General features: G+C 73.6%; 22 protein-coding genes. 10 read left to right on the top strand and 12 right to left on the bottom strand.

Features of this window, described 5'->3' with window-relative positions; genetic code table 11:
• Positions 1-3: 3 nt before the first annotated feature.
• Together ACFYM0_RS05110 and ACFYM0_RS05105 are read right to left on the bottom strand one after the other, a co-directional pair.
• Entirely contained in the window at positions 4-765 is a 762-nt protein-coding gene (locus ACFYM0_RS05110) for a DUF1524 domain-containing protein (RefSeq protein WP_388496638.1), read from the bottom strand.
• Between the two features lie 205 nt (positions 766-970).
• Complete coding sequence (locus ACFYM0_RS05105; protein ID WP_388496635.1) at positions 971-1504, bottom strand: hypothetical protein; 534 nt, start codon at positions 1502-1504, stop codon at positions 971-973.
• A gap of 102 nt (positions 1505-1606) precedes the next feature.
• Here ACFYM0_RS05105 and ACFYM0_RS05100 point away from each other — a divergent pair, with 102 nt between their 5' ends.
• The 5 genes from ACFYM0_RS05100 to ACFYM0_RS05080 all read left to right on the top strand — a co-directional run bounded on the left by ACFYM0_RS05100 (position 1607) and on the right by ACFYM0_RS05080 (position 6013).
• A complete protein-coding gene (locus ACFYM0_RS05100) occupies positions 1607-2395 on the top strand; it encodes a hypothetical protein (protein ID WP_388496633.1) in 789 nt (262 codons plus the stop codon).
• 80 nt (positions 2396-2475) lie between these two features.
• Positions 2476-2805 carry a hypothetical protein gene (locus ACFYM0_RS05095; protein ID WP_388496631.1) on the top strand — a complete coding sequence of 110 codons (330 nt, stop codon included), beginning with the start codon at positions 2476-2478 and terminating at the stop codon, positions 2803-2805.
• Positions 2806-2909: 104 nt separating this feature from the next.
• Entirely contained in the window at positions 2910-4271 is a 1362-nt protein-coding gene (locus ACFYM0_RS05090) for an FAD-dependent oxidoreductase (protein ID WP_388496629.1), read from the top strand.
• 247 nt (positions 4272-4518) lie between these two features.
• Positions 4519-5184 carry a molybdopterin-dependent oxidoreductase gene (locus ACFYM0_RS05085; protein ID WP_388496752.1) on the top strand — a complete coding sequence of 222 codons (666 nt, stop codon included), beginning with the start codon at positions 4519-4521 and terminating at the stop codon, positions 5182-5184.
• Between the two features lie 166 nt (positions 5185-5350).
• Positions 5351-6013, top strand: a complete 663-nt coding sequence (locus ACFYM0_RS05080; protein ID WP_388496750.1) for a cytochrome b/b6 domain-containing protein — start codon at positions 5351-5353, stop codon at positions 6011-6013.
• Here the strand turns inward: ACFYM0_RS05080 and ACFYM0_RS05075 are convergent.
• Positions 5976-6449, bottom strand: a complete 474-nt coding sequence (locus tag ACFYM0_RS05075; RefSeq protein WP_388496627.1) for a MarR family winged helix-turn-helix transcriptional regulator — start codon at positions 6447-6449, stop codon at positions 5976-5978. The two genes, ACFYM0_RS05080 and ACFYM0_RS05075, sit on opposite strands and share 38 nt — an antisense overlap.
• A 126-nt stretch (positions 6450-6575) precedes the next feature.
• Between ACFYM0_RS05075 and ACFYM0_RS05070 the strand changes: the two genes are divergently transcribed.
• A complete protein-coding gene (locus tag ACFYM0_RS05070) occupies positions 6576-6986 on the top strand; it encodes an organic hydroperoxide resistance protein (protein WP_327256835.1) in 411 nt (136 codons plus the stop codon).
• A 57-nt stretch (positions 6987-7043) separates the two neighbouring features.
• Here the strand turns inward: ACFYM0_RS05070 and alc are convergent, their stop codons facing one another.
• On the bottom strand, positions 7044-8174 hold the full coding sequence (gene alc, locus ACFYM0_RS05065; protein WP_388496625.1) for an allantoicase: 1131 nt from the start codon (positions 8172-8174) through the stop codon (positions 7044-7046).
• A 257-nt stretch (positions 8175-8431) separates the two neighbouring features.
• On the opposite strand from alc, the gene ACFYM0_RS05060 reads away from it, so the two are divergent.
• Positions 8432-9511: a hypothetical protein gene (locus ACFYM0_RS05060; protein WP_388496622.1), complete on the top strand. Its 1080-nt coding sequence runs from the start codon at positions 8432-8434 to the stop codon at positions 9509-9511.
• Positions 9512-9555: 44 nt separating this feature from the next.
• On the top strand, positions 9556-11304 hold the full coding sequence (locus ACFYM0_RS05055; protein WP_388496620.1) for an Ig-like domain-containing protein: 1749 nt from the start codon (positions 9556-9558) through the stop codon (positions 11302-11304).
• A 184-nt stretch (positions 11305-11488) separates the two neighbouring features.
• Here ACFYM0_RS05055 and ACFYM0_RS05050 read toward each other — a convergent pair whose 3' ends face one another.
• Positions 11489-12253 carry a dienelactone hydrolase family protein gene (locus ACFYM0_RS05050; protein WP_388496618.1) on the bottom strand — a complete coding sequence of 255 codons (765 nt, stop codon included), beginning with the start codon at positions 12251-12253 and terminating at the stop codon, positions 11489-11491.
• 115 nt (positions 12254-12368) lie between these two features.
• Between ACFYM0_RS05050 and ACFYM0_RS05045 the strand changes: the two genes are divergently transcribed.
• On the top strand, positions 12369-13562 hold the full coding sequence (locus ACFYM0_RS05045; RefSeq protein ID WP_388496616.1) for a cytochrome P450: 1194 nt from the start codon (positions 12369-12371) through the stop codon (positions 13560-13562).
• A gap of 18 nt (positions 13563-13580) precedes the next feature.
• Here ACFYM0_RS05045 and ACFYM0_RS05040 read toward each other — a convergent pair whose 3' ends face one another.
• Positions 13581-14183, bottom strand: coding sequence for a YdeI family protein (locus tag ACFYM0_RS05040; RefSeq protein WP_388496614.1), 603 nt, complete (start codon positions 14181-14183; stop codon positions 13581-13583).
• Positions 14184-14300: 117 nt separating this feature from the next.
• Here ACFYM0_RS05040 and ACFYM0_RS05035 point away from each other — a divergent pair, with 117 nt between their 5' ends.
• Positions 14301-14651 carry a hypothetical protein gene (locus tag ACFYM0_RS05035; RefSeq protein ID WP_388496613.1) on the top strand — a complete coding sequence of 117 codons (351 nt, stop codon included), beginning with the start codon at positions 14301-14303 and terminating at the stop codon, positions 14649-14651.
• A 52-nt stretch (positions 14652-14703) separates the two neighbouring features.
• On the opposite strand, the gene ACFYM0_RS05030 is transcribed toward ACFYM0_RS05035, so the two are convergent.
• From ACFYM0_RS05030 to ACFYM0_RS05005, 6 genes are all read right to left on the bottom strand, one after another.
• Positions 14704-14889 (bottom strand): DUF6381 family protein, encoded by a 186-nt coding sequence (locus ACFYM0_RS05030; protein ID WP_284717145.1) that lies wholly within the window; start codon positions 14887-14889, stop codon positions 14704-14706.
• Positions 14890-14987: 98 nt separating this feature from the next.
• Positions 14988-15560, bottom strand: a complete 573-nt coding sequence (locus ACFYM0_RS05025) for an HPP family protein (protein ID WP_388496611.1) — start codon at positions 15558-15560, stop codon at positions 14988-14990.
• 197 nt (positions 15561-15757) lie between these two features.
• A complete protein-coding gene (locus ACFYM0_RS05020; RefSeq protein ID WP_388496609.1) occupies positions 15758-16558 on the bottom strand; it encodes an NPP1 family protein in 801 nt (266 codons plus the stop codon).
• A 116-nt stretch (positions 16559-16674) separates the two neighbouring features.
• Positions 16675-17961, bottom strand: a complete 1287-nt coding sequence (locus tag ACFYM0_RS05015; RefSeq protein WP_388496607.1) for a serine hydrolase domain-containing protein — start codon at positions 17959-17961, stop codon at positions 16675-16677.
• A 69-nt stretch (positions 17962-18030) separates the two neighbouring features.
• Positions 18031-18879 (bottom strand): C40 family peptidase, encoded by an 849-nt coding sequence (locus ACFYM0_RS05010; protein ID WP_388496605.1) that lies wholly within the window; start codon positions 18877-18879, stop codon positions 18031-18033.
• A gap of 425 nt (positions 18880-19304) precedes the next feature.
• Positions 19305-23354, bottom strand: coding sequence for a helix-turn-helix domain-containing protein (locus ACFYM0_RS05005; RefSeq protein ID WP_388496602.1), 4050 nt, complete (start codon positions 23352-23354; stop codon positions 19305-19307).
• Between the last annotated feature and the right edge of the window lie 68 nt (positions 23355-23422).

The raw sequence follows: 23422 nt of genomic DNA, 5'->3' as shown, positions 1-23422 counted from the left end.
GCGTCAGGCCGCGCAGGTGTCCAGCATGGTGGAGAGCATCTTCTTCTCGGGCCCGGTGACGGTCAGGCCGTACACGGACTTGACGGTGGTCCAGGCCCGCCCGTACTGGCACCAGGCCGTCTTCGACGGCGGCTGCCACAGGTCGGGACTCTGGTCGCCCTTCGACCGGTTCGACGAGGCGGTGACCGCAAGCAGTTGAGGGCGCGTCAGGTCGTTCGCGAAGGCCTTGCGCTTCGCGGCGTCCCAGCCGGCCGCACCGGAGCGCCAGCCTTCGGCGAGGGGCACCATGTGGTCGATGTCGATCTTCGAGGCCTCGGTCACGACCACTTCGTCGTACAGGCTCTTCCACGTCCCGGACACGGCCTTGCACTGGGAGTCCCGGGTGACGTTGGTGCCGTCCCGCTGGAGGATGACCTCGCGGGTGTCGCACTTGTCGCCCTGCTCCGCCCAGTGCGTGAACTTGTCCCGGCTGTAGCCGGACATGGTTCCCGGAGGCGCCACCTTCAGCGCGGCCAGCTGGGTGCGGGCCACGGAGACGCCGACCATGCCGGGGAGCACGTCGCCGGAGGGGGGCTTCCCGTCGGTGGGAGCGGTGGGCGAAGCGGGAGCGGTGGGACCGGCGGAGGCGGCTGACGTGGCGCCGCCCGGCTTCGGGTCGTCGCCGGGATCCGCCCCGGTCCCGCTCCCCGTCCCGGAACAGCCTGCGGCGGCCAGCAGCAGCACGGCCGCCAGTACCGCACCGGGCACACGTATCTGACGTCCCATGACCCCACCCCGAACCCCGCCGCACACTGTGTCCCCGGAAGACTACCCATGCGGGACGGGGCCCGAAGCCAGGCTCGTTGGCCCGGCGGGCGGCGAACGCTCCCCGGGCGCACGCCGGGTGACGTGCGGGGGCGGCCGCCGGAGGGGCGGCGCGGGCCGGCCGCCTGCGGTGCCTTGGCGGCGCGGGGCCGCGCCTGGCGGGGTTTCAGGCGCCGTGGGCGCGCAGCCACGCCTCCAGGGCGGCGAAGTCGGCGTCCCCGAGTCCGATCCGGGGGTCGACCCGGTGGAGGAGTGCCGGGCCGGGGTGGTGGGCGGACACCCATCGGCGGTCCGCGTCGCCGATCTCGTCGTCGACCCACGCGAACGCCCGGCCCGCGGCCCACGCGACGAGGCCGGCGGTCTTCCAGTGGGTGCCGCTCCCGACGTCCTCGGCGGAGGGCTCGGGCCAGTCCGCCACCGGCAGGTCCGGCAGCCCGAGCCGAGGGGCGACGCAGGTGTTGGCGTCGTCCATCCAGGTCGTGGCCCAGACGAGTTCGCACGGCAGACCGGCGAGCCGCGGCCCGAGTGCGGGATCGAGCCGGCCGAGGAGGGGGTGCGGGCCGGCTCCGGCCGGCACTCCGGGGGACTCGTGGACCGGGTAGCCCTGCGCGGACCCGAACGGGATGAGGGGTCCGTCCACGTCCAGGAAGAGGAGGGGCCGTGCCACGAGGGAGGCCGGGGGAGTCGGAGGGTTGTTCATGCGACACAGCGATACCAGGCCCCGGGACCTGCGCAAGCGGCGGCCCGGGAGGGAACCGAGGCCCGCGCGGAGCCCTCTACACGGCCAGAAGGGGGAGATGACATGACAACGACTGCGGTATCCCGGACCGGGCGGACCGCCCTGGCCGGGCTGGTGGTGCTCCTGTGCGCCGGACTCGCGGCCTGCGGCACCGTACGGGCCGGGGAGGCGGCCGGTCCCGCCGCTCCCACGGCGGCGCCCGGTCCTGAGCGTTGCGACCTGGACGGGACGGCGGGCACGGATGCCGGCGCGGGCGGCGCCACTACCGCGCCCGATATCCCGACGGAGGAGCAGACGGGCGGATCCGCGGGCCCGCCGACGGACGAGGAGACGGGCGGATACGCCGGTCCCCCGACCGATGAGGAGACGGGCGCGCCCGACCCGCCCACGGACGGGGAGACCGGGGGCGATGCCGGTCCCCCGACGGACCAGGAGACGGGCGGCCCCGCAGGTCCCCCAACCGATCAGGACACCGGCGCGCCCGACCCGCCCACGGACGGCACCTCCGCGCCCGGCGCCGCCACCAATGGCGCGGGTCCCTGCGGCGCGGCCGGGTGGTTCGACATGAGGCGGGACTTCGTCGCCTATTACGCGGAGCACCGCACCGACGAGGACACGTTCATCTCCGCCGACGGCATCGGCGACGTCCGCGTCCGCAAGGTGCGCGGGAGGGGCCTCGCGGAGGTGACCTTCACCACCCGCTCGGTGGGCAAGGGCCGCGGTGACGACGCCCGCAGATTGGTACGGGTCTTCTCGGCCTGGCGGCACGAGGTGTACGGGGGCACGGACGCGGGCACCGTCATGGTTCGTACGCGCGAGGAGTTCCCCGTGACCGTCACGGAGGACTGGTGAACCCGGTCCGGCCCGGCTCGGAACGCCCGCCCACGACGATCCCCACGATCCCCCGAACAGGAAGCAGAGGCAGAACCGCCGTGACCGACGACGCCGCCAACGAACCGCACGTCCCCTCCGACGCGGAGCGCGCGGCCCGCTCCCGGGTGCGCGAGCAGGCCACCGGCCTGACCCACCACCAGACCGAGGAGGCGATCGAGGCCGCCGAGGCCGCCGCCGTGGAAGCCGCGGGCGACCTGGAGAGCGCCGACGCCGCAACCCGCGCCGCCGTCGCGGAATGGCGGCGCATCACGGAGCTGCTCTTCGATCACGGAGGTCCGTACTCTCCCGATACGGATGCTTTCGTCCAGGGGCAGCTCACGGCCCGCGATCCCCACGCCTACCCCAATCAGGGCTTGGGGGAGCCATAAGGCCTGGTTATAGGGGCATAACCGGGGGGCGGGTGCCGGGTTAGGCTGCCCTTAGCTTAGGGTTCCCTTGATCGAGTCTTTCGCCGTTCGAAGGGAACCCAGCCATGCCTCGCCACCTGCGGGTAGCAATCGTCGGTGCCGGCCCCGCCGGCATCTACGCCGCCGACGCGCTGCTCAAGTCCGAGGCGGCCGTCGACCCGGGCGTGTCCATCGACATCTTCGAACGGATGCCGGCCCCCTTCGGTCTGATCCGCTACGGCGTGGCTCCCGACCACCCCCGCATCAAGGGCATCATCACCGCCCTGCACCAGGTGCTCGACAAGCCGCAGGTCCGCCTCTTCGGCAACGTCGACTACCCGAACGACATCAGCCTCGACGAGCTGCGCTCCTTCTACGACGCCGTGATCTTCTCCACCGGCGCCACCGCGGACCGCGCGCTCACCATCCCGGGCGTCGACCTCGACGGCTCCTACGGCGCCGCCGACTTCGTCTCCTGGTACGACGGCCACCCCGACGTGCCGCGCACCTGGCCGCTGGAGGCAGAGAAGGTCGCCGTCCTCGGCGTCGGCAACGTGGCCCTCGACGTGGCCCGGATCCTCGCCAAGACCGCCGAAGAGCTGCTGCCGACCGAGATACCGGCGAACGTCCACGACGGCCTCAAGGCCAACAAGGCCCTCGAAGTCCACGTCTTCGGCCGCCGCGGCCCCGCACAGGCCAAGTTCAGCCCGATGGAGCTGCGCGAGCTGGACCACTCACCGAACATCGAGGTCATCGTCAACCCCGAGGACATCGACTACGACGAGGGTTCGATCACCACCCGCCGCTCCAACAAGCAGGCGGACATGGTCGCCAAGACGCTGGAGAACTGGGCGATCCGCGACATAGGCGAGCGCCCGCACAAGCTCTTCCTGCACTTCTTCGAGTCGCCCACCGAGATCCTCGGCGAGGACGGCAAGGTCGTGGGCCTGCGCACCGAGCGCACCGAGCTCGACGGCACCGGCAACGTCAAGGGCACCGGCACGTTCACCGACTGGGACGTCCAGTCCGTCTACCGCGCCGTCGGCTACCTCTCCGACGAGCTGCCCAAGCTGCCGTGGGACGTCGACTCCGGCACGGTTCCGGACGAGGGCGGCCGCGTCATCGAAGCCGGCGCGCACCTGGCGTCCACGTACGTCACCGGCTGGATCCGCCGCGGTCCCATCGGCCTGATCGGCCACACCAAGGGCGACGCCAACGAGACCGTCGCGAACCTGCTCGCCGATCACGCGGACGGCCGCCTGCTGACGCCGGCCACTCCCGAGCCGGAGGCGGTCGAGACCTTCCTCACGGAGAAGGAGGTCCGCTTCACGACGTGGGAGGGCTGGTACAAGCTCGACGCCGCCGAGAAGGCGCTGGGCGAGCCGCAGGGCCGCGAGCGCGTGAAGCTCGTCGAGCGCGAGGACATGCTCAAGGCGAGCGGGGCGTAGTCCGGACCGTCGCAACCCGGCCGGTCCCGCGGAGCGCGGGCCCGGCCGGACCGCTGTGCGGGGGTGCGGGCGTTCGGGTGCGTCTTACGGAAGTCTGACGGGCGGTCGCGGACCCTGGCCGCAGGGGCGGTGCAGGTGGTCGAATCGGCACGTGAGCAGAGCAGATCAGCAAGCCGGTCCCGATCCCGACTCCGCGTCCGACCCCGACGGCCGCGGTGCCCCCGTGGGCCGGCGGCTGGTCCTCGGCATGGTGGGGGTCGGCGCCCTCGGCCTGGTCCTCGCGCCGCGGCTCCAGTCGGGGTTCGACGCCGTACTGGGCGCGGCCGCCGACAAGGACCCCACCGGGCTCACCGGACTACTGCCGGGCGGCGGCGGGTTCCGGTACTACTCGGTCGCCTCCTCGGTCCCCGAACGCGGTCCGGCCGACTACCGGCTGACCGTCGGCGGCCTGGTCGAGCGACCGGCCACGTACACGCTCGACGCGCTGCGGGCCCTGCCGCAGACCCGGATCGTCCGCGACGTCCAGTGCGTCACGGGCTGGCGGGTCCCAGAGACCCCCTTCGAGGGCGTCCCGCTCTTCCGGCTCCTGGACGCCGCCGGTGTCCACCCCGAGGCCCGCGCGATCCGTTTCACCTGCTTCGACGGCACCTACACCGAGAGCCTCACGCTGCCGCAGGCCCGGCGCGAGGACGTCATGGTCGCCCTGAACATGCAGGACAAGCCCCTCAGCCACGCCCACGGTGGTCCGGTCCGCCTCTACGCGGCTCCCATGTACTTCTACAAGTCGGCGAAATGGCTGTCGGGCATCACCCTCACCCGGGACGTGCAGCCCGGCTACTGGGAGAAACTCGGCTACGACGTCGACGCCTGGGTCGGCAAGTCGAACGGACGCGACGATGCCCCGACCGTCTGAAATCCCGGCCGGTTCCCCGGCCTCCGACGCGGAGCGGGCGGACGGCATCGACGGCACGGACGGCGTGAACGGCGTGAACGGCGTGAACGACGAAGGCGGCGTGAGCGGCGAGGGCGGCGTGAGCGGCGAGGGCGGCGTGAACGACACGGCCGAACGCCCCGCCCGCCTGGGCCGGTTCAGTCCCGCCGAACGGTTGGTGCACCTGGCCACCGCCGCCCTGACCGGGGTGTGTCTGGCGAGTGCCGCCTGCCTCTACCTGCCGCCCCTCGCCGAACTCGTGGGCCGCCGCCACCTCGTGGTCACCGTCCACGAGTGGTCCGGACTCCTGATCCCGGCCCCCACCCTGCTGGGGCTCGGCTCCCGGGCCTTCCGCGGGGACCTGCGCCGGCTCAACCGCTTCGGCCCGCACGATCGCACCTGGCTGCGCTCCGCCCTGCGCCGCGACCACCGGCCGGGCGCGCGCCCGGCGGGCAAGTTCAACGCCGGGCAGAAGCTCTACGCGAGCTGGAGCGCGGGGGCGGCCCTCGTGATGCTCGGCACCGGTCTGCTGATGTGGTTCACCGGGCTGGCCCCGCTGTCCTGGCGGACCGGGGCCACCTTCGTCCACGACTGGCTGGCCATCGCGCTGACCGTGGCCGTCGTGGGTCACGTCATGATGGCCCTCGGTGATCCGGAGGCCCGGCGCGGTATGCGGACGGGCTCGGTGGCCGCAGACTGGGCGCGGCGCGAGCACCCGCTGTGGCGTCCGCACGGATCCTCCGCCGCGCGGCCGGAACGCGCCCCTGCTCCGGCTACTCCGGCGGAACCGCCGCGTCCAGGGCGGCGGTGAGCCGCCGCAGGCGGTCCTGAAGCTCCTTGATCTCGCCGAGTTCGAAGCCGGTCGCGGCCGCGATGCGCCGGGGCACTTCGACGGCCCGGGCGCGCAGGGCCGTACCGGCCTCGGTGGGCCGTACGTGCACGGACCGTTCGTCGGCGGCGCTGCGCTCGCGCACGAGCAGGCCGGCCGCTTCCAGCCGCTTGAGGAGGGGGGAGAGCGTGCCCGAGTCGAGTCGCAGGTGCTGCCCGAGCTGTTTGACCGGCATCTCCCCGTGTTCCCACAGCACCAGCATCACCAGGTATTGGGGATAGGTCAGCCCGAGGTCCTTCAGGACGACGCGGTAGAGCCCGCCGAAGGCGCGGTTCGCGGCGCCGAGCGCGAAGCAGATCTGGCCGTCGAGGCGCAGGAAGTCCCGGTCGGGGAGGGCGTCGGTCTGTTGCTCGGTCATGGGGGCAAGTGTACCCGCGGTCCCATGTCGGCAACTGAATTGTGCACAACTTAATTGTGTGCCATATTGATGGAGCGAGGCCGTCGGTCGACGGCCCGCCTCCGCCCCGTGAGAGGAACCCCCGAGATGGACGCGATCTACACCGCTGTCGCCACCGCCAACGGCCGCGAAGGCCGCGCCGTCAGCTCCGACGGCCAGATCGACCTGGCGCTGGCCATGCCGCCGGCCCTCGGTGGCAGTGGCCTGGGCACCAACCCCGAGCAGCTCTTCGCCGCCGGGTACGCCGCCTGCTTCGCCAGTGCCCTCGGGCTGGTCGGCCGCCAGGCCAAGGTCGACACCAGTGAGATCTCGGTGACCTCGGAGGTCTCCATCGGCAAGGACGGAGCGGGCTTCGGGCTGGCCGTCGTCCTGCGCGTGGAACTCCCCGAGAACCTGATGGGCGAGACCGGCACCCTGCTGGTCAAGCAGGCGCACGAGGTCTGCCCCTACTCCCGGGCCACGCGCGGCAACATCCCCGTCGAGCTCGTCGTCGAGTAGTCGGGCAATCCAGGGCGGCGGTTCCGGGCGGGATGCCCGGGCCGCCGCCCTGCCGTGTCAGTGCGCGGTGCCCGCCGCGCACGCCGCACGCGCCGCCCGGGCGGTGAGGGTGGCCGCTCCGGCGTCGGTGAGCCGGCCGTGCAGGCGCAGGCGGGCGAATCCGCCGTCGGGGTACACGTCGATCCGGGCGTGCGTGGCCAGGACCGGCGAGGCGAGCGGCAGCCGGTGCGGGCTGTCGGGCTCCAGCCGGGTGCGCGGCAGGACCCGCGTCCACGCGCCGTCCGCGCCGTCCTTGACGGACAGCGACACCCAGCCTGCGGCGTTCCCCTTCAAGTTCGCGGTGTCCACCTCCACCGCACGGATCTCGCACTGCCCGGCCAGCCGGTACGCGATCCAGTCGTTCCCCTTGTCGCGGCGTCGACGCGTTTCCCAGCCGTCGTCCTGCTTCTGCGACAGCCCCGGCATGATCGTGTTCCCGGGGGAGGAGTAGAAGCCGTCCGAGGCCTCCTCCACGACCCCGCCGTTGACCACGCAGGCCACGTCCCCGGTGCCGAGCAGGGCCAGCCACTGCGGGTCGGGCAGTACCTCGCCGTGCACCCGCAGACGTGCGATGCCGCCGTCGGGGTGCTGGTCGATCCGCAGGTGCGTCCAGCGGCGGCCGGACCCGACCGCGAACCCGTTCGCGGCGTGGCCGCGCACCGGGGTGCGGGGCACGATCTCCTCCCAGGCGTCCGCCCGTTCGAGGAGTTCGGCGGTCGAGGGCGTCCCCTCGAAGGCGGCCGCCCACACGCTGACCTGCTGCGGGTGGTTGCCGCGGAAGTGTGCGGTGTCGACGACGATCCCGTGGATGATGCCGGGGGAGCCGAGGCGGATCAGCGCCCAGTCGTGATCGCGGTCCGTCGGGAACGGCTCCTCCGCGCCCGCCCCGCGACGCCGCCGGGTCTCCCAGCCGTCCATCACCTTCCCCTTGTTGCCGTAGTCGTGCACGTCGAAGACGGCCGGAGTGCGCAGCAGGAGGTTCTCCCGCTCGGCGAAGAACTCGTCGTTGGCCGCGATGACCCCCGCGCCGAGCCGGCGGTCGGCGAGGTCCGTCAGGTGGGAGAACTCGAAGGTGCCACCGCGGTAGTCGGCGTACGGGTCGCCCGAGACGTAGGGCGCGGCGGCGAAGTCGGTGGTCGGGATCTGCATGCGTGGAGGCCTGCTTTCCGTTGTGGAGAAAGGGAGTTGGGACTCGGGGGATGCCTCGACTCTCGCCCACCGAGATTGCTCAGGTCCATCGATTGTTTTCGATCGTTCCTTTCAGGAGGGTTGAAAGGTGCAGGCGGGTGGGCCGGCCTGACTAAACCCCTTATCTGCTAGGTGAGACAGCTCGTTCTCGCTGTAGATGCGCGCCAAAAGGGCTGTTACAGTCCGCATGCGCGACTCTGGATGAGGGAGAAAATTACATGCCAAAGACAGTTCTGCGGCGCGCCGTCGCAGGAAAGTCACTGGTCATCGGCACCCTCCTGGCCCTTCTGGTGCCGGGATCGGCCTACGCCAACACCGTCGGCGTGACGGTGAAGACTCCGGGGGCCACCTCCGGACCCGCAGCGACCTTCGCCGAGATCTCCACCCACGCGGACTGCTCCTCGGGGCTCATATCCGGTGGCGGGATCAACCAGGCCATCGGCACCGGGACGTCGTCCAACGGCAACAAGGTGAACGGCACCTCGCCCAGCCCCGACGGCACCACCGAGTACCTCGGGTCCACGGGCGTCGTCGGCACCGACGTGACGCACTGGCTCGGCATCGGCGGCAGCGGGGGCGCGGTCAACGCCTCGTTCTCCAGCACCCCTTACGCGGTGTGCTTCACCAGCAACCTGATCAACCACACCCAGGTGGTGATGAACAAGGTCGCCGGCCCCACCGCGGCATCCACGGTGGGCCTCGTCACCGCCACCTGCCCGGCCAACACCCGCCTGCTCGGCGGCGGCGCCCGGATCACCCCGGCCGACGTCGGCAGCCTGAAGCCGATCGCCTCCTTCCCCACCTTCAACGACGCCGGACACGCCTACGGCCAGAAGGCGGCGGCCGACGGCGAGACGAACCCCGACTCCTGGACCGCCGTCGGCTGGAACGGTGGTGGCGGCGGCACCGGCAACACGACCTACGCCTACGCGATCTGCAGCGGCAACAACATCAACATCAGCGGCGCCACGGTCAAGGTGCGTTACAGCGAGGTCAGCGGACCGACCGCGGCCACGTCGGGCCAGACCGCGACGGTCGGCTGCGGCGGCAACGACGGCAAGCTGATCAGCGGTGGCGCGGCCATCAGCGGCGGCAGCGTGACGACCACCGCCTTCACCGGACCGGGCTCGCCGGGCGACCACCTCAACGGCAGCTACCCCAGCAACTCCGGCGGCACCCCGGTCGGCGACGGGACCACCACGGCCGCCTCCTGGACGGCCTACACCCACACGGGCGGCGGAAGCTCCCCCAACACCTACACCGACGCCTGGGCGCTGTGCGCCGACGACGGCGTCTGAGCGGCATGGCCGACCCCCGTCCCTCCACCACCCCGATCAGGACCATGACTTCACACAGACCTGCCCCCGGCTCCCGCCCCGTCTCCCGGACCGCATGGGTCCTCGGCACGGCCGGACTCCTCGCCGCCCTGGTGGCACCCCTCACCGCGGCCGCCGACCCGGCGGACACGACCGGCCCCTGCGGCCCGGCGGGCGTCTTCACCAGCTCGCCGCCCACCTGTACGTACGCCAGTGCGGGCGCGGACGTCTTCACCGTGCCCGCAGGAGTCAGTGCCCTCACCGTCGACCTGTACGGAGCCGAAGGCGGCAGCGCGGCCGGCTACGTCACTCCGAACCCCCCGAACGAGGGCGCACCCGGCGGCCTCGGCGGCCGGACCCACGCGGTCCTGGCCGTGACCCCCGGCCAGGCCGTCCAGATCACCCGGGGAGGCATCGGCAGCTCCGGCACATCCCGGCACGGCGAATACGCCCGGCCCGGCGGCTTCGGCCACGGCACCGGCGGTGGCGGCGCGCACGGCGGCGGCGGCTCCGGGGGCGGCGCCACCGACCTGCGCACCGGCGCCTTCGGACCGACCGACCGGATCCTGGTGGCCGGCGCCGGCGGAGGCGCCGGCAACGGCGGCCCCCTGCTGCGCGGCGGCAACGGCGGCGGGCCCGCCGGGGAGAACGGCGGCGAGGGCGGCGGTCCCGAGGGGGCCGGCGCCGGGGGCACCGGCGGAACCCTGACCCAGCACGGCACCGGCACCCGAACCAACCCGATCGGCGCGGGGGGAGGCAACGCGAGCGACATCGACCAGCACACCGGCCAGCCCAACCCCGGCTCCGGTGGCACCGGGGGCAACGGCGGCCGCGGCGGCAACGGCGGCGGCGGAGGTGGCGGCGGCTGGCGCGGAGGTGGCGGCGGCTCCGGCGGCGGCAACCCCGGCAACCTCTACGGAGCGGGCGGCGGTGGCGGGAGCGGCTACGCGGCCCCGGCCGAGGCCGGTGTCTCCGAGGCCTTCCTGGAGTCCGGGGTCCAGCACGGCGACGGCAAGGCGGTCGTCTCCTTCCGCTACGGCACCTCGACCACCCTCACCACGGACACCGCAACGCCGCTGTTCGGGCACGCCGTCGCCCTGACCGCGACCGTGACGGGCGCCGAACACCCGGACGCCGCCCCGGGCGGCAACGTCACCTTCTCCGAGGGGACCACCCCGCTCGCCACCGTCGCACTCGACGGGGGACGGGCCCGCTTGACCACGAGAGCCCTGCGCCCCGGCACTCACCGGATCAGCGCCACGTACACCCCGGACTCCGACCACACGGCGAGCTCCACCGGTGAACCGACCGCCGTCACCGTCGGATTCAGCCGGCCCTGCATCACCACCGAGCACCGCGGGCCGCTGACCGTGGCGGCCGGGGAATCGGTCTGCATCGGCTCCGGGGGAAGCCAGAGCGGCCCGCTCACCGTCCGGCCCGGCGGCGCGCTGTCCGTATCGGACGGCCGCGTCACCGGTCCGTTCTCGGCCGACGGGGCGCTCGCCGTGTCCCTCTGCGGATCCACGCTGACCGGCCCGGTCGGCGTACGGAACACCAGCGGTTCCGTGGTGATCGGTTCCGCCGTGGAAGCGGGGGCGGACCCGGTCTGCGCCGGCAACGCGTTCACCGGTCCGGTCACCCTGGAAGCCAACACCGGGGGCGTCGAGCTCTCGGGCGGCCGGGTCGCCGGACCGCTGCGCTGCGAGGCCAACGAACCGGCGCCGCGCGTCACCGGAACCACCGTCGTCGGGCCCCGGTCCGGCCAGTGCCGGTGACCTCGGCCCCGTAGCACCTCGGCCCCGTAGCGGGGGGGGGGGGGGGGGGGGGGGGGGGGGCCCGCGCCCCCCCCCCCCCCCGCGGGGGGGGGGGCGGCCGGGGGGCGGGCGCCCCCCCCCCCCCCCCGCCCCCCCCCGCCCCGGCGGGCGGCCCCCCCCCCCCCCCCCCCCCCCCCCCCGCCGCTCAGAACGTCCGGTCCAGCAGCGCGAACAGCGCGGACCAGTGCCGCTCGTCCGAAGCCGCGTCGTAGGAGCTGGTGTCGGCCAGGGTGTAGCCGTGCGCCGCTCCCTCGTACACCTCGGCCCGGTGGCGGACGCCCGCCGCCGACAGGGCCTTGCCCAGCCGGTCGATCTCCTCGGCCGGCAGCGTCGGGTCCTGGTCCGCGTGGCCGAAGTACAGCTCGGCGGTGACCCGTTGCGCCACCAGGTGCGGACTGTCCGCCGCGTCCGTGGCCAGGAACCCGCCGTGGAAACCGGCCGCGGCCGCCACCCGCTGCGGATAGGTACCCGCCGTGAGCAGGGCCAGCCGGGCGCCCAGGCAGTACCCCGTGATCGCCACCGGCCCGGCGGCGACCTCCGGGAGGCCCGCGAGCCGCTCCAGATAGGCCTCGGCGTCACGCATCGCCAGCTCCGCCGTCAGCGATTCGAGGACCGGGCCGATCCGGTCGAAGAGCTCCGGCTGCCGGCCGAAGTCCACGAACTCCGGAAGCTCGAACACCGGTGCGCGTCCGTGTCGGTAGAAGAGGTTGGGCATCAGGACGACATGGCCGGCCGCCGCGATCCGGTCCGCCACCGACTTGATGTGCGGGCGGATCCCGAGGGCGTTCACGTACAGCAGCACCCCGGGGTACGGGCCCGCGCCGTCGGGCCGGGCCAGATAGGCATCGGCGGTGCCGTCCCGGGTGACCACGTCAACGGTCGTCCGGACTACCTCGCGTGCGGTCGTCATGGCCGTCCCCCTCTTTCGTATGGCGAAGGCCGCAGACTACCGTGATCGGGCTCTTGCCCCGGAGTGTCCGGAAACCGCCCTCACCGGCCCCCAACTGGGGGCGTACCGTGGTCCGATGCCAGTAGTGGACATCAGTGCCAGCGCGCAAGAGTTCGATGCCGACCCGTATGCGTTCTACGAGAGGATGCGTGCGGCGGGGCCCGTCCACCAGGTCATCCTCACCCCGGACGAGACCGAGCCGAGCTGGATGATCGTCGGGCACGAGGAGGCGCGCCGCGCCCTCAACCACCCGGCCCTGTCCAAGGACTGGCGCACCTCGGGCCAGTTCCCGGACGCCCAGGCCGGCGCGATGAGCTCCAACATGCTGGAATCCGACCCTCCGCACCACACCCGCCTGCGGCGCCTGGTCGCACGGGAGTTCACCGCACGCCGGATGGAGGGCATGCGCACGCGCGTCCAGCAGATCACCGACGAACTGCTCGACGCGATGGCCGCCCGGCCGGAGCGCGGCGGCGACCTGATCGACTCGCTGGCGTTCCCCCTCCCGATGACCGTCATCTGTGAGCTGCTCGGCGTCCCCGACCTGGACCGGGCACGGTTCCGGTACTGGTCCAACGAGATCGTCACCCCCACCTCGCCGGCCTCGAACGCCGACGCGTACCGGGAGCTGGGGATCTTCCTCGCGGAGCTCATCGAGGCCAAGGCCAAGGAGCCCGGCGAGGACCTGCTCAGCGCGCTGATCCGGACCAGCGACGAGGACGGCGACTCCCTGTCCCGCGACGAGGTCATCGGGATGGCCTTCCTGCTGCTGGTCGCGGGCCATGAGACCACCGTCAACCTCATCTCCAACGGCGTACGGGCCCTGCTCGCCCACCCCGGCCAACTTGCCTCGCTGCGCGGGGACTTCGATGGACTGCTCGACGGAGCCGTCGAGGAGATGCTCCGCTACGACGGCCCCGTGCAGCACAGCACGTTCCGCTACGCCCGCGAGTCCCTGGACCTGGGCGGCACCACCATCCCGGCCGGGGCCACCGTGTTCGTCTCCCTGGCCGGCGCCGACCGCGACCCCGCCCGCTTCGCGGATCCCGCGGTGTTCGACATCGGCCGCGCCCCGCAGGGTCACCTGGCCTTCGGCCACGGGCTCCACTTCTGCATCGGTGCCCCGCTGGCGCGCATGGAGGGCCGCATCGCGATCCGCTCCCTGCTCGAACGCTTCCCCGGCCTGGCCGAGGACCCGGAGGCGGGCGCGCCGGCCTGGCTGACGGGCAGCCTCATGCACGGCGTGAGCCGCCTCCCGGTCCGCTGGTAGCCCCGGCGGGCCGGGAGGTCAGCCGCCGGCTCCGCGCGCCAGGAGGCGTACGGCCTGTTCCAGGCGGGCCCGTCGGGTCTCCGGGGTGAGGGCCTGGAGGAGGGGCAGGACGACGAGGTAGCGCCCGGTCCGGTCCAGGGCCTCGAAGGCCGCCCGGGCCGCCGGGTCCTGCGCCAGGGCCGCCGTCACGTCGGGCGGCACCTCCGCCGTCCGCTGGGAGGCGTAGGCCCCCGCCCAGCGGCCGTCCTCCTGGGCCTTGCGCACCTCGGCGAGGCCCGGTTCACGCATGCGGCCCAGCGCCGTCAGCTCGGTCACCTTGTCGACATTGACCTGCGACCACAGGCTCCGGGGCCTGCGGGGCACGTACTTCTGCAGGTAGTACCGCTCGTCCAGGGACCGGCGCTGCCCGGAGATCCACCCGTAGCACAGCCCGATGTCGACCAGCTCGTCCGCGGAGACCGAAGCGAGCCCGGACGCCTTCTTCGCCAGCTTGACCCACACGCCCTCGTGCCGGGTGTGGTGCCCGGCCAGCCAGTCCTCGAAGGCCCCGGCACCGGCGAACGCGATGACCTCCGCGCCGTCCAGCTCGTCCGGCTCACCCAGCTCACCCAGCTCATCCATGCGGGCCAGATTAGTGCCCGCCCCCCGGAGCGGAGCGGGCGTCCGGCTGCGGGATAATGATCGTCGGTGCGGCCCGGTTCGCGCCGGACAGTGCAGCGACACGAGATGGAGCCCCCGATGGACGTACGCCACTTCGAGCGGATCACCGCCTTCATCGAGGCGCGGCTCACCCCGCTCTTCGCCGAGGAGACGGGCAGCGAGAACGGCTTCGGGATGGACGACACCTCCCGCGCCCTGCGCGCCCTGCGCAACGCCGCACTGGAGGCCTCGGTGGCCAAGGGGCTGATCGAGCAGCGGGAGACGGCCGAGCCGGCGGTCCGCCGGGTCATCGACCAGGCGGTGGAGCACCACTGGGACGTGCTGCGGGGCATCGCCCGCCAGTGGGAGGACCACGCCGACTTCGTCCGCGAGTTCAAGCGCCACGCCTGGGAGCTCGACGAGGCCCCCGCGGCGGGCGTGGCCCCGTAGTCCGGGAGTCCGGGAGCCCGGCAGTCCTGTGGGCCTGTAGCCCGGCCGGGGTCTACCGCAGGTCCATCCCCGGGTCGTCGATGACGCGCTCCTGCTCGCTCTGCTCGCGCAGGCGGCGCGCCTTGTCCCGCAGTCGCCGGCTCTCGTCGGGGTCGGTCGAGCGGGTGGCGGCCTCGTCGAGTTCCTGCGCCTTGTCGCGCAGCTGCCGGGACCGGCCGTGGGATTCGCCTGCACTCATGATCACTCCTGGGCGCTGTGGGGGGACGCCGGGCGGACTTCAGCGAACCAGCACTACACCCGGAGCGCATCTCGAGCCACGGTCACGGTGACGCAGGGTCACCACCAGTAGGCGGGGTACCTCGGTGCCTTGCGGCGCACGCGGGAGGCGGCGTAGCCGGTCAGGACGATCAGCACGGTCGATCCGAACAGCAGCGGGACGAACCGGTCCGCCGCCGGGGTCTGGAGCACGACCACCACGGCGGTGGCGCAGGCGGGTGAATGCGGCGTGCGCGCGGCCATGACCAGCGCCAGCGTGACACCGGCGGCCACTGCGGCCGCCCAGGCGCTGCTCCCGGCCACGGCCAGCACGCCGTACCCGACGGCCGCCCCCACCATGTGGCCGATCACCACCCCGCGGGGCTGCGCCAGGGGCAGCGTGGGCGCGCTGTGCACGAGGGCGGCGCTGGCGGCCAGCGGGGGTATGAGGATCGGCTCGTGGATCATGGCTCCGATCGCCACGAGCCACAGCAGGACCGCCGTGACGGCGCTGATGCTGTGGATCGCGGCGGCGGCCGTGGGCCGGGCCGGTGCCCGGCCGCCGATCGTCCGGCGGCGGGGCACCCCGGGGACTTCGGCTCCGGGGGAGCCGACGGCGTCGGGGGACGGAGCGGGGTGGAGCGCGGTACTCATGGCGGCAGGTTTCCGGGCAGGGCGGCCGTCGGCCGGGCAGGGGCGGTACGGGGGCGGGCATGCCGTGTTCGACGGCCGAGCGACCTCGCGCCTCCCGGGGTGGCGGGGCGGCGCATTCCCGACATGACCCTAACCGGAGCCCCTCCGGCGTCCGCCCCCGGGTCCGCCCGGCGGCGGATGCCCGGGTCCGGCGGCCGTCACGCGTTGGGGTCGAAGGGGATCCCGGCCGGTTTGGCCTTGGCCAGGTGACCGTTGAACTGGCCGTCCTTGATCCCGAGCAGGGCGCTGCCGAAGTCGGCCTGGCTCAGCTTGTCGCGCAGCCCGGCGGGGTAGCCGTTCCAGCCGACCAGCGTCGGGTACTGCCAGGTCCCCTTGTGGTTCTCCGGCGGCTCGTCGTTGGAGTTCGCGGCCCGGAAGCAGTGCGTGCTCCAGCCGTCCTTGTGGTAGACGATCTTCGGGTGGGTGCCGTCGAACCGGATCTGCGAGGCGGCGTGCACCTTGAAGTTCCCGTGCTCCGAGGTGGAGACGTAACCGACCTGGTTGTTCTGGATCCACACCACGACGTGCTCCCAGTCGTGCCGGTGCCCGGCGCTGCCGGGGCCGAGCGAGACCTGGTCCTTCTCGAAGTAGAGCGCGTACATGACGGCGCACCAGCCGTTGTTGCACTTGGCGCGGGAGTAGCCGTTGGTGTTGTTCAGGTCGGAGAGGTCGCGGCAGCTGCCGTTGACGTCGCCGCCCATCTTCAGACCCCCGTTGAGGGTGCCGTCCGGACCGATGGCGGGGCTGGAGTAGCAGCCGTCGCGGTCGTAGTCGTAGGCGGGCTGGAAGGTCTGCTCCAGCCCGTCCGCGTTGGCGGGCAGGGCCGGGGGCGGAGCCGCGTACGCGACCCCCGGCACGGCGAGGACCAGCGTCGCGGCCCCCGCCGTGGCGGCGAGCATCCGGCGGGCCCGCCGGCCCGGCCCCCTGCGGGAACGCTTCACGGACGGTGCGTCGGGCATCGTGTCCTCCTCATCGGTCACACGGGCAACGCCCGTGCGGGAATGCGGAGTTCAGCTTTCCCGGCTCCCGCCCCCAGGCATAGGGGCGGGAGCCTCCCGGTGTCCGGGAATCGCCGTCAGCGGTTCTCGGGGAGGTCCGCCTCCGCGGCGGCCGGGGCGAAGGCGAAACCGCGCGCGGTGGCCGGGCCCGCGGCCGGAGCCTTACCGCAGAAAGCGGCCTCCAGCGTGCCGCCGAGGGCGGTGTTGGCCTGCCCGCGGTTGGAGGTGTTCGCCATGGCGGAGAGGGAGCGCTTGCCGTCGCGGGTGGTGAACGCGTAGGTGTAGAAGCCCTGCACCGTGCCCGTGTGCCCGTAGACCTGCGCACCGCAGGAGAGGTCGTAGCGGCGCAGACCCAGCCCGTAGAACCGGGTGTTCGTGGCGTCGGTCGGGGTCACGGTGAGCATGGCCTCCAGGGTGCCCGGGCGCAGCAGCTTCCCACCGAGCAGGGAGGACATGAAGGTGCTGAGGTCGGCCGCGCTGGAGATCATCGCGCCCGCGGACTGCGCCCAGGAGACGGTCTGTTCGGTGGAGTCGACCAGCGGGGCGCCGGCCTCGTCCGGGTGCAGGTAGCCGTTGGCGTGCAGACCCTTGATGGCGGTGCCGGGGTGAACGTAGGAGGTGTTCTTCAGCTTGAGGGGCTTGATGATGCGCCGCTCGTACTCCTTGGCCACCGGCCTTCCGGTGGCCTTCTCGATGAGCATCCCCACCACGACGAAGTTGGTGTTCGAGTACTTGTACGCCACCCCGGGCTCGGTGGTCCTCGGCTCGGCGAGCGAGAGGCCGACGAGCTCCTGGTAGGTGAACACCTTGTTCCGGACCGCCTCGAAGCCGGGCACCGTGTGCTCGAACATCGCGTTCGTGTAGTCCGCCAGGCCGCTCCGGTGGGTGAGCAGGTGGCGCACCGTGATCCGGTCGTCGGGCAGCAGGCCCGGCAGGTAGGCGTTGACCGGCCGGTCCAGCTCGATCCGTCCCTCGTCGACCAGTTGGAGGAGGACGACCGAGGAGAACGTCTTGGTGACGCTGCCGATGCGGAAACGGGCCCGCGTGTCCATCGCCGCGCCCGTGGTCCGGTCCCGTACGCCCTCCACCCGGGAGCGGACGCCGTCCGGACCGGTGAAGCGGGCCATCGCCCCGGGAGCCCCGGCCGCCGTCGTATTGCGCAACGCCTGCGTCAGCGCCTCCAGATCGGGTGCGCCGGCCGGCTGGGCCGGAGACTGGGCGGCCGAGCCGGGCGCGGTCGCCGCGTGGGCCGCGGCGGCGGGCAGCGTACCGCCGGCCACGACGGCGAGCAGGGCGGCGCCGACGGCCAGGCGCCGCGAGCGCGGGAGGGACGGCAGGGTGGACGGGGACGTGGACGTGCGCACGTTGCTCCTCGGATGGGCCGGGCGGGCCGGCGTGGGGGGTTTGTGGATCGTTTCCGACCTTACGGATGATCAACGGCAGGTAGGCACGTTTTCCAGCCAAGCCGCCCCGCGGACGTAAATGTTCGTCACCCAGGCCCGGTAATCCGGAAGGTACGACCAGACGTCATTGGTGTAGCCGTCCGAGGTCACCGACTCGGCGTGCTTCTGGCATTCGACGCGGATGGTCGTCGGCCCGGGGAAGGCGTAGACGCGCGCGGCCGCCGTGGAAGGCAGTTCCTTGGTCCAGACGCCGGTGCCCCAGGTCTGGAACACGTGTCCGGTGACCGGGCCGGTGTCCACGCGGACGGCCCCGTAATAGCCCTTCGACAGCCGGGCGTCGGTGACCTCGCTGACCATCAGCTTGGTGCCCGACTGCCGGGCCTCCGCCATCTTGCCCGCCCCGAGGTAGAGGGCGATGTGGTGCAGGTCCCGCGAGGTGCCCCACACGAGCAGGTCGCCGGGGAGCAGCGGCGCGAGCCCCTGGGAGGCGGTGAAGCGCGCGGCCGCACGGTGCGTGTAGTACTGCGAACTGGCCACCCCGTCGAGCGGGTCCGAGCCGGTGGCCCGTGCGTAGGCGTAGCGGACGAATCCCGAACAGTCGAAGCCGAGCCGTTCGGGATCGTGCTCGCTCGCCGGATCGGTGGGGTCCACCTGCCCGTAGGTGGCACCGGGCCCCGGGCCGTGACCACCGCCCCACGTGTACCAGACCCCCTTCTCCACCTGTTCGCAGGCGGCGGCGACGGCGCGCTCGGCCGCCGCCGAGGCCCCGGGGGCCAGGACCCGGCAACCGCTGTCGGCGGCCGCCGGGGCGGCGGGGGTGCAGAGGAGTACGGCCAGGAGCGCGAGGAGCGTTCCGATGAGACCTGTTCGGCGCAGCACGATGGGAGACCTCGTTTCACACGGCACGGTGGTGGTGAAGCACGGCCGTCCGCCCGGCACTTGGCCGCCGGCGCCGCACCCGTGACCAGCCTGTCGGCCGCCGCCGTGCCCCGTCGAGGGCCGGACGTGGCACCACCCGAACGGGCAACGGGAAACCCCGGGGGAAACCCATGCCGTGTCCGCCTACCGGGGTGCGACCTCCATGGGCCCGACCTCCATGGGCCCGACCTCCATGGGTTCGGCGAAAGGAACCCTCCACCGCGGTCGAGGGACGGCGCCGAGACTCGTCCGGTACTCCCTCCCACGGACGATCAGCCCGTCACGGACGGTCCGGAACGCCGCCGCACGGAACACCCCGCCGGCTTCGTGCGGGACGCACCCCACCACAGACACGGCGGCGGGCCGCCGCGTCCCGTCACCACCGCCTATGACTCCCCGGAGGGCCGGCAGCCGCGCGCCGCGCGCGCCGGCAGACCGGGCACCAGGGCCTGCCGCTCCCGCGGTCCCAGCCGGCCCGCGGTCCGGCAGATGTCCGCCAGCCGGGCGCCCGGATCCGGGTTCCACAGCCGTACGGTGCCGTCGTTGCTGCTGCTCGCCAGGGTCCGCCCGTCGGGGGAGAACACGACCCCCCACACCGCGTTGGTGTGCCCGGTCAGCACGGCCCGGAGCCGGTGTCCGGGCACGTCCCACAGCCGCACCGTACGGTCGTTGCCGCTGCTCGCCAGGGTCCGCCCGTCGGGGGAGAAGGCGATGCCCCGCGCCGAGCCGGTGTGCCCGGTCAGCACAGCGGTCACGCGCCGCTGCTCCGCGTCCCACAGCCGTACGGTGCCGTCGTTGCCGCTGCTCGCCAGCGTCCGCCCGTCCGGGCCGAAGGCGACGGCCCGCACCGCTCCCGCGTGACCGCTGAGCGCGGCGAGCGGGCGGCGCCCGGCCACGTCCCACAGCCGGACGGTCAGATCGTCCCCGGCGCTGGCCAGGGTCCGTCCGTCGGGGCTGAAGACGACGTCGTTGGCGAAATCGGTGTGCCCGGTGAGGGTGGCGAGGGGAGCGCGCGTGGCGGTGTCCCAGAGGCGTACGGTGCCGTCGGCTCCGGCCGAGGCGAGGGTGCGGCCGTCGGGGGCGAAGGCCACCGAGAACACGGTCCCGGTGTGCCCGGTGAGGGTGGCGAGGGGAGCGCGCGCGGTGGTGTCCCAGAGGCGTACGGTGCCGTCGGCTCCGGCCGAGGCGAGGGTGCGGCCGTCGGGGGCGAAGGCCACCGAGAACACCGTTTCGGCGTGCCCCGTGAAAGTGGCCTGAATTCGCCGTCCGGCCACGTCCCACACCAGCACCGTGTGATCGGCGTCGGCCGTGGCGAGGAGTTTCCCGTCGGGGCTGTACGCGGCGTGCCACACCTCGGTGAACGGGCGCGCCGTCAGCACCGGCCCCCGCAGGTCCCAGAGCACCACGGACTGGTCGAACGCGGCGGTGGCGAGCACCGATCCCGCCGGGTCCACGGAGACGGCGAGCACGTAGTCGGTGTGGCCGGCGAGCGACGCCGTGAGACGGCCGCTCCGGACGTCCCACAGCCGGGTGGTGCCGTCGCCGCCCCCGCTGACGACGGTGGTGCCGTCCGGCGTGTAGGCCACGGAGTTGACGTCGTCGCTGTGCCCGGCCAGCGTCGCGGCCGCGCGCCGCCCGCCGACGTCCCACAGCCGCACCGTACGGTCGACCCCGCCCGTGGCGACCGTACGGCCGTCCGGGGCGAAGGCCGCGCCCAGCACTTCCCCGGTGTGCCCCTCCAGAACGCCGGCCGGCTCGGCCCGCCGCGTGTCCCACAGGCGTACGGTCCCGTCGGCGCCGGCCGATACGAGGCTCCGGCCGTCCGGGGCGTAGGCCAGGGCGTTGACCCGTGCGGTGTGCCCGGTCAGGACGGCGTGCTCGCGGTGTCCCCCGGCCGGGTCCCGCAACTGGATGGTCCCGTCGGCGGCCGCGATGGCGAGGGTGTCCCCGTCGGGGGCGAAGGCCACCGCCCGGGCGCCCGCCGTACTCGGGGGCAGCACCGACACGGAGCCGCCGCCGCCCGCGCCGACGGACCAGAGCCGGACCGGTCCGTCCGTGGAACCGGCCGCCAGGGTCCGCCCGTCGGGGCTGAAGGCGACCGTGCGCACCCGGCCGGGTGCGGTGAAGGCGGCGACCGTGCTCCGGTCGGCCACCCGCCGCAGCAGCACCTTCCCGTCGGAGCCCGCCGTCGCCAGCAGCCGGCCGTCCGGTGCGAAGGCCACCGCGTTGACCGGCCCGCCGTGTCCGCCGAGCCGCGCCAGGAAGGGCTGCGACTGGGTGCTGAGCAGGGCGCCGCGCGCCTCGGGCGTCGCTTCGGCCCGGTAGGCCTCCTCGGCGAGCAGCATGGAGGCCTCGGGCTGTCCTGCGGACAGGGACAGCGACCGGGCGGCCAGCGCCTGGGAACGGGCGGTCCGCTCCTGGCCGAGCGCCCCCGCGCGCTGCTGGTAGGCCACCCCGCCGGCGGTCAGCGCCAGCAGGAGCAGGACGACGAGCGTGGCCAGCATCCTCTGGTGCAGGCGGACCCGGAGCCGGTCCTGACGGCGGCGGGCCTCCTCCGCGGTCCGGCTCGCGTCGAGGAAGGCCACCTCCCGGGGCCCCAGGCGGCTGCGGCCGTCCAGCTCGTCGGCCCAGGCGCGGGCGGTGGCGAGGCGGCTGCCGCGGTACAGCACCGACGGGTCGCGGGCCTCGCGCACCCATTCGTCGGCGGCCTGGGCGAGTTGCTGGTGGACGAGCAGCCCGGCCCGGTCGGCGTGGATCCAGCCGCGCAGCCGGGGCCAGGCGTGCAGCAGGGCCTCGTGGGTGATCTCCACGGTATCGCTGTCCGCGCTGATCAGCCGGGCCCGGACGAAGGCGTCGAGGGCGGCGGCGGCCCGCGCGGTGTCGGCCTGCCCCTCCAGCAGGGCGGTCCGGCTCATCCGGCGCCGGGTCGGCCCCGTACCGTCGGCGATGTGCACCAGCCGGACGAGGAGCCGCCGGACCATCCGCTGCTCGGCCGGGTACAGGCGGGCGAACACCTGCTCGGCGCTGCGTGCGACGGCGCCCTGGATGCCGCCGGCGTACTCGTACCCCGCGACGGTGAGCGTGGCCCCTTCGCGCCGCTGCCAGGTGGCCATCAGCGCGTGGGACATCAGGGGCAGGGCGCTGGAGGGGGCCTCGCCGGGCCAGGCGTCCGGGCCGCCGCCGGGGCGCGCCGGAGTGTCCCCCGCACCGGGGTCCCTCGCACCGGGGTCGCCGGCACGGGGATCCCCCGCGCCGGAATCCCGTACGCCCGCGTCCCGCAACAGCAGCGGGACCAGCCCCGGCTCCAGTACGAGCCCGGCGAGCTCCGCCGGGCGCGTGATGGACTCCCGCAGCTCCGCCACCGACATCGGGGGCAGGACGAACAGCCCGTCGCTGAACACGGCGGCCAGCTCCGGCAGGTCCAGGCACTCCCCGGAGAAGTCGGCCCGCACGCCGAGCACGACGAGGGCGGGGTCGTACCCGGTCCCGGACGGCGCGGCCGGGTAGGCAGCCGGGGAAGCGGACGGGGAAGCGGAGGGGGAAAGGCCCGGTGGCGCGGCCAGGGCGAGGAGCACTCGTACGAAGGCCCGGCGCTCCTCCTCGTCGGAGCAGAGGGTGAACAGCTCCTCGAACTGGTCGACCAGCAGCACCGGCCGCACGGTCGGGAGCCCGCGCCCGTCCGCGCCGGGGAGGGGGCCGGCGCCGTACGTCTGCCGGTGGACGGATTCGAGCAGTCGTTCCGGGTGGGTCCTCAACTGTTCCGGGTTGACGCGGAGATCGCCCCCCACCACTTTGCCGGTGGCGTCGAGCAGTTCCCGCAGCGGGTGCGCGGTGGGGGTGAACCGGACGACCGGCCAGCCGTCGGCCCCCGCCACCGGGAAGCCGCCGCTCCGCAGGGCCGGTACCAGACCGGCGCTGAGCAGGGAGGACTTGCCCGCGCCCGATCGGGCGACGAGGAGCAACGGGCCCTGGCCGAGCCGGTCGTGGACCCGCTCGACGAGGGCGGCCGTGGCCCGCTCCCGGCCGAAGAACCACCGGGCGTCCTGCGGGGTGAACGCCGACAGGCCGCGGTAGGGGCACGCGCCGTCCGCCTGCGGACCGCGCTGGTGGGGCGGACCGGTTGGACCTGCCGGACCGGTTGGACCGGTGGGACCGGCGCGGGATCCTGCCGGGGGCGGTCCGGACTCCTCGCCCTCCGGTACCAGCCGCAGGAGTTCGCCCCCGGCCCCGAGGGCCCGGTCGCAACTTCGGGCCACATCGAGGGTGACCGGCTTCGCGCCGGTCTCGATCTTGCTGAGGTAGCCCTTGCTGTAGTGCGTCTGGCGGGCCAGGTCGCCCAGCGACAGGCCGCGCTGCACGCGCAGCCTTCTCAACTCGGCGGGAAAGGCCGCCGCGGTTCCGCTCGCGCGGTCCGGATCCCCCAAGACGTCCCCCATGGCAATGTGCGCCCAGGCAGTGAGAGGCAGGTGTCCAGGCTAGCGCGGGGGTCGGACGGCCGACCGGC

The sequence above is a fragment of the Streptomyces sp. NPDC006487 genome (assembly GCF_042870555.1).
Lineage (GTDB): Bacteria > Actinomycetota > Actinomycetes > Streptomycetales > Streptomycetaceae > Streptomyces.
The sequence above is the reverse complement of the archived record's forward strand: the minus strand, read 5'-3'. Positions and strand labels throughout refer to the sequence as shown.